Origin of the sequence: Burkholderia sp. Ac-20353 (genome assembly GCF_017104785.1) — a bacterium.
Lineage (GTDB): Bacteria > Pseudomonadota > Gammaproteobacteria > Burkholderiales > Burkholderiaceae > Burkholderia.
The window spans coordinates 1-13,462 of sequence record NZ_JAAGPL010000068.1 but is presented as its reverse complement, the minus strand read 5'-3'; the positions used below and the strand labels follow the sequence as shown (position 1 = coordinate 13,462).

13 protein-coding genes are annotated in these 13,462 nt (G+C 67.8%); 10 read left to right on the top strand and 3 right to left on the bottom strand.

The annotated features are described in order from the left end of the window. Positions 1-44 precede the first annotated feature (44 nt). The 3 genes from aroQ to G3N94_RS20295 form a co-directional block, all read right to left on the bottom strand. Positions 45-497, bottom strand: coding sequence for a type II 3-dehydroquinate dehydratase (gene aroQ, locus G3N94_RS20305; protein ID WP_205794375.1), 453 nt, complete (start codon positions 495-497; stop codon positions 45-47). A 195-nt stretch (positions 498-692) separates the two neighbouring features. Then, positions 693-1,259, bottom strand: a complete 567-nt coding sequence (locus G3N94_RS20300) for a TlpA disulfide reductase family protein (protein WP_205794374.1) — start codon at positions 1,257-1,259, stop codon at positions 693-695. Positions 1,260-1,266: 7 nt separating this feature from the next. After that, on the bottom strand, positions 1,267-1,911 hold the full coding sequence (locus tag G3N94_RS20295; protein ID WP_205794373.1) for a UDP-N-acetylmuramate--alanine ligase: 645 nt from the start codon (positions 1,909-1,911) through the stop codon (positions 1,267-1,269). Positions 1,912-2,040: 129 nt separating this feature from the next. Between G3N94_RS20295 and mpl the strand changes: the two genes are divergently transcribed. From mpl to G3N94_RS20245, 10 genes are all read left to right on the top strand, one after another. Next, a complete protein-coding gene (gene mpl / locus G3N94_RS20290; protein WP_346778717.1) occupies positions 2,041-3,570 on the top strand; it encodes a UDP-N-acetylmuramate:L-alanyl-gamma-D-glutamyl-meso-diaminopimelate ligase in 1,530 nt (509 codons plus the stop codon). After that, positions 3,567-4,136, top strand: coding sequence for a YqiA/YcfP family alpha/beta fold hydrolase (locus G3N94_RS20285; protein WP_205794371.1), 570 nt, complete (start codon positions 3,567-3,569; stop codon positions 4,134-4,136). Before mpl ends, G3N94_RS20285 begins: the two co-directional genes overlap by 4 nt. A gap of 84 nt (positions 4,137-4,220) precedes the next feature. After that, positions 4,221-6,332, top strand: coding sequence for an RNB domain-containing ribonuclease (locus G3N94_RS20280; protein ID WP_205794370.1), 2,112 nt, complete (start codon positions 4,221-4,223; stop codon positions 6,330-6,332). Continuing rightward, a complete protein-coding gene (gene aroE / locus G3N94_RS20275; RefSeq protein WP_205794369.1) occupies positions 6,329-7,195 on the top strand; it encodes a shikimate dehydrogenase in 867 nt (288 codons plus the stop codon). The genes G3N94_RS20280 and aroE overlap by 4 nt, the downstream gene beginning before the upstream one ends. Positions 7,196-7,212: 17 nt before the next feature. After that, on the top strand, positions 7,213-7,950 hold the full coding sequence (gene mtgA / locus G3N94_RS20270; RefSeq protein ID WP_205794368.1) for a monofunctional biosynthetic peptidoglycan transglycosylase: 738 nt from the start codon (positions 7,213-7,215) through the stop codon (positions 7,948-7,950). A 427-nt stretch (positions 7,951-8,377) separates the two neighbouring features. Then, on the top strand, positions 8,378-9,994 hold the full coding sequence (locus G3N94_RS20265; RefSeq protein WP_205794367.1) for a peptidase S10: 1,617 nt from the start codon (positions 8,378-8,380) through the stop codon (positions 9,992-9,994). Positions 9,995-10,100: 106 nt separating this feature from the next. Next, entirely contained in the window at positions 10,101-10,496 is a 396-nt protein-coding gene (locus tag G3N94_RS20260) for an EF-hand domain-containing protein (protein WP_205794366.1), read from the top strand. 400 nt (positions 10,497-10,896) lie between these two features. Beyond that, positions 10,897-11,799 (top strand): IclR family transcriptional regulator, encoded by a 903-nt coding sequence (locus G3N94_RS20255; protein WP_205794365.1) that lies wholly within the window; start codon positions 10,897-10,899, stop codon positions 11,797-11,799. Further along, positions 11,796-12,821: a 2-dehydro-3-deoxygalactonokinase gene (locus tag G3N94_RS20250; RefSeq protein ID WP_205794364.1), complete on the top strand. Its 1,026-nt coding sequence runs from the start codon at positions 11,796-11,798 to the stop codon at positions 12,819-12,821. The genes G3N94_RS20255 and G3N94_RS20250 overlap by 4 nt, the downstream gene beginning before the upstream one ends. A 29-nt stretch (positions 12,822-12,850) precedes the next feature. Beyond that, positions 12,851-13,462, top strand: a 612-nt coding sequence (locus G3N94_RS20245; protein ID WP_205794363.1) for a 2-dehydro-3-deoxy-6-phosphogalactonate aldolase, incomplete at its 3' end; no start/stop codon positions are given.

The window sequence follows — 13,462 nt, the reverse complement described above, 5'->3', positions numbered from 1 at the left end:
TGAAAGCGCCGGTTGAGGCCGGCGCTGAATCTAGATCGTGAATATTAGCCGCGCGATGCGCCTTGCAGCTTGTCGAGCGCGTACTCGAGTGCGTACAGATAACCTTTCCAGCCGAGCCCGCAGATGACGCCCTCGGCCTGGTCGGAAAGGTAGGAGTGGTGCCTGAACGCTTCGCGGCGGTGCACGTTCGACAGGTGAACCTCGACGAACGGGATGCCGACGCCGGCGAGTGCGTCCCGGATCGCAACGCTCGTGTGCGTATACGCGGCCGGATTGATCAGGATGAAATCGGTCTGTTCATCCCGCGCGGCCTGGATGCGGTCGACGAGCGCGCCTTCATGGTTGCTCTGGAACGACGTCAGTACGGCACCGGCTTCCTGCGCGCGCGCGGCGAGCGCCTGATCGATCTGCGCCAGCGTGACGCGCCCATACACCTCCGGTTCCCGGGTGCCGAGAAGGTTCAGGTTAGGGCCGTGCAGCACCAGCAATCGTGTCATGGTCGCTTCTATTTCTGCGGAATTGCGCGAACTTTAGCGCTATTTAGAGAAATTTGTCTAGTTTTGCCAAACGGCCGGCCGCGCGGAACCTGTAAGAATTACCGGCTCGCGCGCAAAGTATCGGCGATTTCACGCGAAATTGCGCCGATCGCGATACAAATCGCCGGCAACGTGCAACACGCGTGCGCGCCCCGCTCAAAGCGCATCGAGCGCCTTTTTCAGTTCGGCCGGCTTGATCTGGCCTAATTTTGTCTCGCGGATTTTGCCATGTTCGTCGATCACGACGGTAAATGGCAGCGCGCCGGCCGTATTTCCGAAATTACGGGCCAGATCCGCGCCCGCATAGCCGCTGACGAATACCGGGTAGTCGACCTTCACTTTCTGCAGGAAGCTCTTCACGTTTTGACCGGAATCGACGCCGATCCCGACGAAGCGGATGCCTTTCTGTTTGTATTCGTGCGACAGCGCGACGAGTTCCGGCATCTCCTCGACGCACGGGCCGCACCATGACGCCCAGAAGTTCACGACGATCTTCTGGCCCTTGAATGACGCGAGCGTCGCCGGCTTGCCGTCGACATCGGTCAGCGCGGCGGCCCAGAGCTGGTCGACCGGGTTGCCGGGGGCGGGCGCCGCTTCGGCGACGGTGTTGATCGGGTCGACGGGGTCGACCGCGTCACCCCGGAGCCAGTGGCCGGCGGCGAGGCCGCCCGCGACGGCGGCCGCCGCGACGACGGCGAGCGCCAGCATGCTTTTCGTGTTCATGATTGGATCAGGTGGGTTCGGAACGGGCGTTATCCGCCTCGAGGAGCGCGCGCAGCGCGGCCGCATCGGCGCGCGGCAGCCGGCCGCGCGCGTCGGCCTTCACCGCGCCGCGCAGGTCGTCGCTCGCATACAGCGCGACGTGGATGCCGACCGGCTCGTCGCCGCGCTGGCCGCGCCACAGGAAGCTGAGCGTCTCGACGTCGCGGCGGCCCGCGAAGTGGCGTGTCTCGGACACGTCGTACTGGACGTTCTGGTTCAGCAGCGAGATCGCGACGTCCTTCGGGTTGTCGGTAAACGTCTGCAGGTGAATGTCCGAATGCGCGTTCGCGGTGCCGTTCAGCACTGCGCCCGTCACATACGGCGTGAAGTCGGCGAGCCGGCGCATCCAGTCGAGCGCGACCTCGCGCAGGCGGCGCAGTTCGTCCGGCTGCGTGTCGCTCTGGAACAGCGCGAGGTATTCGCGCACTTCTTCCTCGACCTGGTCGTTATCCGGCAGCCATTCGCCGGCAACGCGCGAATCGCCGAGCAACTGGCGGGCGGCCTTGCGCTTCGCGCTGGCGTAGTCCAGGCCGTCCTCCGCGATGAGACGCGCGGCAGCCTGGGCAATTTCCTCGCGGACGCGCCGCGGATCGACTAAGGGTTTGCGAGACATGATGCGGCAATCATACTCGATCGCGGTGCGGCCCGAATGCGGCTTGAATGCTGCCCGAAAGCGGCCCGAGCGCGGCGCGGCCGCCTGTCGCCGCGCGCCCGGGGCGTCCGCTGGCGTTGCCGGCCACGGCTGGCCGTCAGTTACAATAACGTTCCTTGTGTCGCGGTGACGAGCGCCGGCCGCGCGGCTTGTCCGGCGCGCCGCAGACCTTTCTTTCCGAATCGACGGCGCCCGGCGGCGCGAAAGCATTCACCTATGCACATCCACATTCTTGGCATCTGCGGCACCTTCATGGGCGGTCTGGCCGTTCTCGCGCGCGCGGCGGGGCATACGGTCACCGGCTGCGACGCGGGGGTCTATCCGCCGATGAGCACGCAGCTCGAGGCGCAGGGCATCCGGCTGATCGAAGGCTACGGCGCCGAACAGATCGACCTGAAGCCCGACCTGTTCGTGATCGGCAACGTCGTCACGCGTGGCAACCCGCTGATGGAGGCGATCCTCGATCGCGGCCTGCCTTACGTGTCGGGCCCGCAGTGGCTCGGCGAGCACGTGCTCGCCGGCAAGTGGGTGCTCGCGGTCGCGGGCACGCACGGCAAGACGACGACGTCGTCGATGCTCGCGTGGCTGCTCGAAGACGCGGGCCTGAACCCGGGCTTCCTGATCGGCGGCGTGCCGCTGAACTTCGGCGTGTCGGCCCGGCTGACCGATTCGAGCTTCTTCGTGATCGAGGCCGACGAATACGACACCGCATTCTTCGACAAGCGCTCGAAGTTCGTCCATTACCGGCCGCGCACCGCGGTGCTGAACAATCTTGAATTCGATCACGCCGACATCTTCCCGGATCTCGCCGCGATCGAGACGCAATTCCACCACCTCGTGCGCACCGTGCCGGGCGTCGGCCGGCTCGTGTCGAACGGCCGCGAAGACGCGCTCGAACGCGTGCTCACGCGCGGCTGCTGGAGCGAGGTCGAGCGCTTCGGCGTCGACGGCGGCTGGCAGGCGCTGCCCGCCGAGGACGGCGTGCCGGTCGACGAGCGCTTCGCCGTCTACTGGCGCGGCGAGCGGCTCGGTGAAGTCGCGTGGCAGGTGCAGGGCGAGCACAACCGGATGAACGCGCTCGCGGCGATCGCCGCCGCGCGCCACGTCGGCGTGCCGCCCGCGCAGGCGGCCGCGTCGCTCGCATCGTTCCGCAACGTGAAGCGCCGCATGGAAGTGCGCGGCAGCGTGAACGGCGTGACTGTCTATGACGACTTCGCGCACCACCCGACCGCGATCGAAACCACGATCGCCGGCCTTCGTGCGCGCATCGGCCGGCAAAACACCCGGATCCTCGCCGTGCTCGAGCCGCGTTCGAACACGATGAAGCTCGGCGTGATGAAGTCGCAACTGCCGGCGAGCCTCACCGATGCCGACCTCGTGTTCGGCTACGGTGCGCCGGCCGGCCGCGACGCGCTCGGCTGGAACCTCGGCGAAGCGCTTGCGCCGCTCGGCGCCAAAGCGCACGCGTTCGACGATCTGCATCTGCTGGTGAAGGCGGTCTCGGCGGCCGCGCGTCCAGGCGACCATGTGCTCGTGATGAGCAACGGCGGCTTCGGCGGCGTCCACCAGAAGTTGCTTGATGCACTCGGTGCGCTCGACGCCAGCGGGAGCCGCGCGTGATCCTCTATCTGCACGGCTTCCGCTCGTCGCCGCAGTCGATGAAGTCGCAGCTGCTCGCCGCGCGCATGGCGGAATTGGGCCGCGCCGGCGAATGGCGCTGTCCGTCGCTGTCGATGTCGCCGCTCGCAGCGATCTCGGCCGCTCAGGCCGAGGTCGCCGGTGCGCGCGACGTGACGGTGATCGGTAGCTCGCTCGGCGGCTACTACGCGACGTGGCTCGCCGAGCGGCACGGCTGGAAGGCGGTGGTGCTGAATCCGGCCACCGAGCCGCAGCGCGACCTCGAGCAGTATCTCGGCGAGCAGCCGCTGTGGCATGGCGGCGGCACGATCGTCGTCGAGCGGCATCATCTGGATGAACTGGACGCGCTGCGCGTGCCGGCAATCTCGCGTCCCGAGCGCTACTATCTGTTCGCGGCGACGGGCGACGAAGTGCTCGACTATCGCGAGATGCTCGCCCATTATCCGGGCGCGAAAACCCGCGTGATCGACGGCAGCGATCACGGAATCAGCGAATTTGCCGACTATGTCGACGACGTTCTCGCATTTTGCGACGGCAACGCGACTTAAGCCGGCACCAGGTCATCGAACCCCCATCATCATGCGGCGCCGGCTATCGACGGCGGCGCCCGGCAGTCTGAACGAGAGTACTGAGTGAACGTTTTCTTCGAGGAATCGGGCAGTTTCAAGGCGGGCAGCGTGCTGTCGCGCCAGGGCGACGCGTTTCAGGTCGAGTTGCCCGGCGGGCGGCGCGCGAAAGTGCGCGCGAAGGACGTGCTGATCGAATTCGAGAAGCCGGCCGCGGGCGAGCTGATGCAGCAGGCCGACGAGGCCGCGCAGCAGATCGACCTGGATTTCCTGTGGGAATGCGCGCCGGCCGAGGAATTCGCCTACGCGACGCTCGCCGACGAGTATTTCGGCGCATCGTACGGCCCGGTCGAGCGCGCGGCGCTCGTGCTGCGCCTGCATGGCTCGCCCGTCTACTTCCGCCGCAAGGGGCGCGGCCAATACCAGCGCGCGCCGGAAGAGCAACTGAAGATGGCGCTCGCGTCGCTCGAGCGCAAGCGCCAGCAGGCGCTCGTCCAGGCGCAGTACGAAGAGGAACTGAAGGCCGGCAAGCTGCCGGAGGCGTTCGACGGCAAGGTGCTCGCGCTGCTGACCCGTCCGGACAAGAATGCGATCGAGTACAAGGCGCTCGAGGCGGCGGCCGGCGCGCGCGGCGTGTCGCCGGCGCGGCTGATGCTCGACTGCGGTGGCATCGCGTCCGCGCGGGCGCTGCACGAGGCGCGCTTCCTCGCCGAATTCTTCCCGCACGGCACGGGTTTCCCGCCGGTGGCGGTCGGCAGCATGCCGGACGACCTGCCGCGCGCGGACGTCAATGCATTCTCGATCGACGACATCACGACGACCGAAATCGACGACGCGTTCTCGGTCGAGCATCTGGCCGACGGCCGCGTGCGGATCGGCGTGCACATCGCGGCGCCGGCACTCGGCATCGCGCGCGGCGACGCGGTCGATGCGATCGCGCGCACGCGCCTGTCGACCGTCTACATGCCCGGCGACAAGATCACGATGCTGCCGGATGACGTCGTCGACGTGTTCACGCTGAAGGAGGGCGACTACCGCCCGGCGCTGTCGCTATACATCATCGTGAACCGCGACACGCAGGAGATCGTCGCGAACGAGACGCGTGCGGAACTCGTGTTCGTGAAGAACAACCTGCGCCACAACACGCTCGACGAGCTCGTCACCGAACAGACGCTCGCCGACGGTAGCGGCGACTATCCGCACAAGGACGACATCGCGGTGCTGTGGCCGCTCGCGCAGGCGCTGTTCGAGAAGCGCCAGCAGGCGCGCGCCGGCTACGGGCTCAAGCGGGAAGTGCAGCGCAACACCGACTACAACTTCTACGTCGACGGCGAACGCGTGACGATCACGCCGCGCCGCCGCGGCTCGCCGCTCGACCTGATCGTGTCGGAGCTCGCGATTCTCGCGAACTCGACGTGGGGCGCGTTCCTGCACGATCACACGGTGCCCGGCATCTATCGCTCGCAGCGCGGCTTCGGTGCGCCGGGCCCGAAGCGCACGCGGATGCAGACGACGGCCGCGCCGCACGAAGGCCTCGGCGTGCCGCAGTACGCGTGGAGCACGTCGCCGCTGCGCCGCTATGTCGACCTCGTCAACCAGTGGCAGCTGCTCGCGTGCGTGCAGCATGGCGTCACCGCGAAGCTCGCGGCGCCGTTCAAGCCGAAGGATGCCGATCTGTACGCGGTCGTGCAGGGCTTCGACGATACGTATTCGGCCTACGCCGACTACCAGCGCCGGATGGAGTATTTCTGGTGTCTGCGCTGGCTCGTCCAGGAAGGCAAGCGGCAGGTCGTCGCGACCGTCGTGAAGGGCGACCTCGTGCGTCTCGAGGACGTGCCGCTGCTGCTGCATGTGCCGGCGCTCGGCGTCCACGCGCGCGGCACGCGCGTGCTGCTCGACGTGATGTCGATCGACGAGCTGACGATCGAGGCATCGGTGCGCCTCCTCAACGTGCTTGACGCGCCGACAGTGACGGGTGGCGAGGCGGCCGACGAAGAGGAAGGCGAGAACGAAGAGAGCGGCGACGACGTGCTGCTCGACGCGGAAGACGCATCGGCGGAAGCCGAGGCCGAAGCGCTCGCCGAGGCAGACGCCGGCGCGGCGGCCGGTGACGACGCCGGCGATGGCGCCGCCGCTGCCGCCGAAAACAACAACGACGAGGAGGAGCGCGCATCATGAATTCGGCCGCGTCGACGGGCGGGCAGGACCGCTACGTCGTGTTCGGTAATCCGGTGGCACACAGCAAGTCGCCGTTCATCCACGCGCAGTTCGCCGCGCAGACGGGCGAGCTGGTCGCGTACGAGCACCGGCTCGCGCCCGTCGACGGCTTCGAGCCCGCCGTGCGCGCGTTCATCGCCGAAGGCGGGCGCGGCGCGAACGTGACGGTGCCGTTCAAGCTGGACGCGCACGCGCTCGCCGACACGCTGTCGCCGCGCGCGTCAGCCGCCGGTGCGGTGAACACGCTGCGCTTCGATGCCGATGGCCGCATTCATGGCGACAACACCGATGGCGTTGGCCTCGTGCGCGACATCGAGACGAATCTCGGCGTGTCGCTCGCCGGCGCGCGCATCCTGCTGCTCGGCGCGGGCGGCGCCGCGCGCGGCGTCGTGCTGCCGCTGCTCGATCGCGCGCCGCTGTCGATCACGATCGTGAACCGCACCGCGAGCAAGGCGGAAACGCTTGTCGGCCAGTTCATGCAGGCGGCGCACGACGCGGGCTGCACGCTCGCGGGGGGCGGCCGTGACACGATGCGGGCCGAACCGTACGACGTGATCGTCAACGCGACCGCGGGCAGTCTCGACGCCGCGTTGCCGGAATGCGACCCGGCCGCGTTCGGCGCGGGCACGCTCGCGTACGACATGATGTACGGCGCGCAGCCGACCGTGTTCATGCAGCACGCGGCGTCGCACGGCGCGCGCGTGGCGGACGGGCTCGGGATGCTCGTCGAGCAGGCGGCCGAATCGTTCTTCATCTGGCGCGGTGTGCGGCCGGACGGCGCGCCGGTGCTTGCCGCGCTGCGCCAGGCGCTCGCCGCGCACTGAGCGGGGGCACGCCGGCGGTGGTGGCGGTGAGCAGTGTGCAGCGCGCGCGGTCGGTCGGCCCGGCCCGCTGGCTCGTCTATGCGGGCTCGGTGTTCGCCGGCGCGTGGCTCGCGACCCAGCTGTTCTACTTCGCGCAGATCGCGATCTGGTCGGTCCTGAATCCGGGCTCGACCGCGTTCATGCGTACCGACGCGTGGTGGCTGTCGCGCGACAAGCCGCCCGCGTCGATCCAGCATCAATGGGTGCCGTACGACCAGATCTCGCGCAACCTGAAGCGCGCGATCATCGCGTCGGAGGATGCGACCTTCGCGACCAATAACGGCTACGACGTCGACGCGATCCTGCAGGCGTGGGAGCGGAACAAGGCGCGCGGCCACATCGTCGCCGGCGGCTCGACGATCACGCAGCAGCTCGCGCGCAACCTGTTCCTGTCGCGCGAGAAGAGCTACATCCGCAAGGGGCAGGAGCTGATCATCACGTGGATGCTCGAGGCGCTGCTCGACAAGGAGCGGATCTTCGAGATCTACCTGAATTCCGTCGAATGGGGGCGCGGCGTGTATGGCGCCGAGGCCGCCGCGCGCTATTACTACCGGATTCCCGCGAGCCGGCTGGGCGCGTGGCAGTCCGCGCGGCTCGCGGTGATGCTGCCGAAGCCGCGCTATTTCGATACGCATCGCGGCACCGCTTACCAGGCGCAGCGTGCGGCCGTGATCGCGCGGCGCATGGGCGCAGCCGCGTTGCCGCAGACGCAGTGAGCGCGGGTTCCGCCCGCCTGTCCGTTCCGTCGTTACAACGTCTTTGTTGCGCTGCGACGAAGGTGCGCGCTTGTAAAACGTTTGCGCGTTGTCTAGATGAATTCCTCTATTTCAGATTCCTGACCAATGCCGGCGTGTGCTGCGCGTCTGTTTGCAGATATGTCCCGGATTCCGTGCGGGTTTAGCGGCAGCCGCTAAACAGATATCAATTTGAAAGACGGTTGAAATGCAATGTTTCGGAACGCGAATCGATTCCGAAAGGTGTGCGCTGCATCGTCCGCCATTCAAATATTTCCAAATTTTTCAAAGAGGGTCAGCTCGCGTATATTGGCCAGCGCCTCGGCTTATCGGCCGCGCATTCGAGGCGGGGGGCGGCTTATCCGGTCGCTCGACACAGCAAACGACATTCGAGAGAAGGAAAACAACGATGCCAGCGAGCAAAGCGAAGCTGTTATTTGGTGTGGTTCTCTCTTCGCTGATTCTGGCGGCGTGCAACGGAGACGACGTGACGTCGCCCTCCGGTTCCGCAAGCGCCGACAGCTCAGCCGATCCCGCCGCCCAGGCGGACAAGCCGTACAACGATCCCAACAGTTATTCGTCGAGTCCGACCGCGTCGATCGATGCGTCCGCTGCGCTTGAGCGCGCGGCCGTCACGCATCATCAGATCACGCTGAACGGCAAGACGGTCCGCTACACCGCGACGACCGGCCACCTGAGCGCACGCAATCCGCAGACGGGTGCGCTGGAAGCGACGTTCTTCTACGTCGCTTATACGGCCGACAACCAGCCGTCCGCGAAGCGCCCGGTCACGTTCCTGTACAACGGCGGCCCCGGTTCCGCGTCGGTGTGGCTGCATCTCGGTTCGTTCGGCCCGCGGCGCGTCCAGACGGGCGACCCGAACGCGAACACGTCGTCATTCCCGTTCGTCGACAACGCGGAGAGCCTGCTCGACACGACCGATCTCGTGTTCGTCGATGCGATCGGCACCGGCTTTTCCGAAGCGATCGCGCCGAACATGAACCAGAGCTTCTGGGGCGTCGACGAGGACGCGGGCGCGTTCCGCGACTTCGTGATGCGCTACCTGGCGGTGAACCAGCGCAACGACTCGCCGAAGTACCTGTTCGGCGAATCGTACGGCACGCCGCGCACGGACGTACTCGCGAACCTGCTCGAGACCGCCGGCGTGAATCTCGCGGGCATCGTGCTGCAGTCGTCGATTCTCGACTACAACACCAACTGCGACATGGCGAGCAACAACATCGGCAACTCGAACAACGGTTCGAGCCCGGTGAGTTGCGCGGGTTTCGTGCCGAGCTACGGCACGGTCGGCGCGTACTACCAGCTCGACAATCCGAACCCGTCGAACCTGCCGTCGTATGCGGACCAGATGCGCATGCTGACGGCCGGCTCGTACGTGCCGGCGGTGAACGCGTATCTCGCGAGCCATACGCCGCCGCCGAGCGGCCTCGTCACGACGATGGCGAACGCGACGGGCGTGAAGGCGTCGCTGTGGAACGCCGATTTCAACGTAGTTCCGACCTTCTTCGACAACAGCTACCAGCTGTCGCTGATTCCGGGCACGCTGATCGGCCGCTACGACGCGCGCGTGAACGTGCCGCTGTCGAGCCCGCTCGCGGCGGACGGCGATCCGTCGAGCTCGTTCATCACGAAGCCGTTCACCGACACGATCGGCCGCTATCTGCCGGGCGAGCTGAAGTACTCGGCGCAATCGGCCTATTCTGTAAGCAGCAATGCGATCCAGACGTGGGACTGGAGTCACGACGGGCTCGCGATGCCCGACACGATTCCCGATCTCGCCGCGGCGCTGACGCTGAATCCGGCGCTGAAGGTGCTGTCGCTGAACGGGTATCACGACATCGCGACGCCGTTCTACCAGACGGAGCTCGATCTCGCGCGGCTCGGGTCGCAGCGGAACCTGACGATCAAGGACTATCAGGGTGGACACATGGTCTATCTCGACGATACGTCGCGCCCGCAGGAGAAAGCCGACCTGGTGAACTTCTACAACGCGGCCGCGCATTGATGCGATGCGTACCCGGCGGCGGGTCCGGCGGTGCGCGCCCGATGGCGCTGCCCGCCGGATGCCGGCCGCCGGCCGTCGACGACCTCATTCCAGACTGGAGCCTGACATGAAGAAGCGATTTTTCGTCGTTGCCGTGGCGCTCGCGTGCGGGAGCCTCGTGACGTCCTTGTCCGCATTTGCACAGGCGAGCGACGCGGCGCCCGTGCGTTCCCGCCAGGCGCAGCTCGGCGATCCGTACGTGCCGCCCGCCGCGCGCAAGCCGACCGCGGGCACGCAGACGACCGGCGCCGCGCTGCACGCGCAGGTGGTGGCCAAGCTCGCGCGGCAGTTCCGCGCGGCCGACACGCAGAACACCGGCACGGTGAGCGAAGCGCAGGCGCGCGCGGCGGGGCTCGGCTACGTCGCGAACCACTTCAAGCAGATCGACTCGACCGGCAGCGGGCGCGTGTCGTTCAGCGACGTGCAGCGCTACATGCAACAGCAGGGCGCGAGCCAGCAGTAACGACCCGGCAGTAACGACCCCGCAGTACCCACGCCACGCACCGGAAAACGGGGACGGGCCCGCAGCGGATCGCGGGCGCCCCGACGCCGTCACGACGGGCGCGCAGTTCACCACTGCGCGCCCGTTTTTTCAGCGGCCCACTGCATCGATCGATTCAATCTCATTATCTGGGCAACGCATTCAAATATTGGAGAAGAATGCGTGCGCTCCTACAATCCGAAGCACATCGAAACGCTTCGGACCCACGCATCGCGCGGCGCCCGACGCACACGGAGACACTTTCCATGACGTTCGCCGGGCGCTTTCCTCGGTGCATCGACCACCGCCGTTGCGCGGCGCCGGACCACGGTCCGGCCCGTGCGCGAGCGGTATCCGCGATTCCGTTGAAGACCGTTCGCCCATGACCAAGATGCCTGCATCCCTTGCCCTCGACGGCCGCCGTCCGGTAGTGGACGACGCGCCCGCGCTCACCGACAGCATCGGCGCGACCAGCACGCCGCTCGATCTCGCCGCGCAGCAGGCTGGCACGCAGACGCTGCTGCGCGGCCTCGCGATCCTCGAAGCGATCGCGAACGGCGCGCGCGACATGCGCTCGATCGGCGCCGCGCTCGGTACGACGCGCAGCACCACGCACCGTCTCGTCAGCAGCCTCGTGCAGGCGCGCTACCTGCGCCAGGTGCAGGGCGGCTACCTGCTCGGCCCGAAGCTGATCGAGCTCGGCACGATCGCGCTCGAGCAGATGCCGCTGACCGCGGTCGCGCGGCCGCATCTCGAAGCGCTCGCCGAAGCGACGCTCGACACGATCCACCTCGGCGTGCGCGACGGCGACGACGTGCTCTACATCGACAAGATTCCCGGCACCCGCGGGCTCGAGATGCGCTCGCGGGTCGGCCACCGGATGCCGCTCGCGTCGACCGGCATCGGCAAGGCGATGATGCTCGACCTCGATCCCGACACATGGCACGCGCTGTTCGATGCCGCGCGGCGCGCGCTCTCCGGCGTGACCTTCAAGCCCGATCGCCGGCCGGATGCAAGTGCGTTCCTGCAGCGCATGGCGCATTACGCAGCCGGCGGCTACACGTTCGATCTCGAGGAGAACGAAGCGTCGATCCGCTGCGTCGCCGCGCCGATTCGCGATGCGTCCGGCGCGATCGTCGCGGCGGTGTCGGTCGCGAGCACGATTCCGTATATGCCGCACGACCGGATGGACGAACTGATTCCGCTCGTGCAGCGCGAAGCGCGAGCGATTTCCGCGGAACTGGGCTGGAGCCCGCCGCAAGGTACACGCAGGATCAAACGATGACGAATCCGACCCGGACCGCTCCGGAAACCCTCACCGCCACCCCGTCGCTGATCGCGCTCGACTGGGGGACGACATCGCTGCGCGCGTATCTGTACGACGTGCACGGCGCGTTGCTCGCGACGAAGAGTCGCGCGGCGGGCGTGATGCACGTGCCGGCCGGCGGCGCGCGCGCGTTCGATGCCGTGTTCGAGGACGTGTGCGGCGACTGGCTCGATCGTGCGCCCGGCGTGCCGGTGCTGGCCGCCGGCATGGTCGGCAGCGCGCAGGGCTGGCGCGACGCGCCGTACGTCGCATTGCCCGCGGGTGCCGATGCGCTCGTCGCAGGCATCGTCACGGTCGACACCGCGCGCGGCACGACCGTGTCGATCGTGCCGGGCGTGATCGCGACGGGCGAGATGCCCGACGTGATGCGCGGCGAAGAAACGCAGATATGCGGCGCACTCGCCGACGCGGCTAAATTTGATATCGATCGTTCAGGGGTACTGATCGGCTTGCCGGGCACGCACGCGAAATGGGCGTGGGTGAAGGACGGTCTGATCGAACGCTTCCAGACCTTCATGACGGGCGAGCTGTTCGCGGTGCTGCGCGATCACACGATTCTCGGCCGCACGATGCGTGCGCCCGAAGCGCCGAATCGCGACGCGTTCCTGCGCGGCGTGGCGGTCGCGCGCGGCGCGCAGCGCGCGGGCGTGCTGGCGACGATCTTCAGCACGCGCACGCTCGGCCTGACCGGGCGCCTCGCGCCCGACGCACAGGGCGATTACCTGTCCGGCCTGCTGATCGGCCATGAGCTGGGCGCGCTCGACGCGATGCTCGCCGAGCGCGGCACGACGCTCGCGCACGAGCCGCTGCTGCTGATCGGCGACGACGGCCTGTGCGCCCGCTACGTCGACGCGCTGCACGCATTCGGCTGCGCGCAGGTGCGGGTTGCCGCGCATGCGACCGAGCGCGGCCTGTGGCAGGTCGCGTCGCGCGCGGGGCTCGTCCGCGCGGACAACGCGCCGGTTTGCGCCGATCAATGAACCTGACCGTTTGCGGAGGAAAGTCCTACATGTCGTCCGAACTCACGCTGCCCGCGCCGTACACGCCGCATCCCGCGCTGATGCGCGCGTTCGATGCGTGCCCGCTGATCGCGATCCTGCGCGGCATTACGCCCGCCGAAGCGGCCGCGCACGGCCACGCGCTCTACGAAGCCGGCTTTCGCATCGTCGAGGTGCCGCTCAATTCGCCGGACCCGTTCGACAGCATTGCCGCACTGCGCCGCGCGCTGCCCGACGACGCGATCGTCGGCGCCGGCACCGTGCTGCGGCCCGAATACGTCGACCGCGTGCAGGATGCGGGCGGCGCGTTGATCGTGATGCCGCACAGCGACGGCGCGGTGATCCGGCGCGCGCGCGAGCTGGGCGTCGCGAGCGCGCCGGGCGTCGCAACGCCGACCGAAGCATTCGCCGCGCTTGCGAACGGCGCGGACGTGCTGAAGATGTTCCCGGCCGAGCAGCTGGGTGTGACGGTCGTGAGCGCGTGGCGCGCAGTGATCGATCGCGCGGTGCCGCTGGTTCCGGTCGGTGGCGTGACACCCGACAACATGCAGCCGTTCGTTGCGGCCGGCGCGAGCGGCTTCGGGCTCGGCTCGGCGCTGTACCGGCCCGGCCAGGCCGCCGAC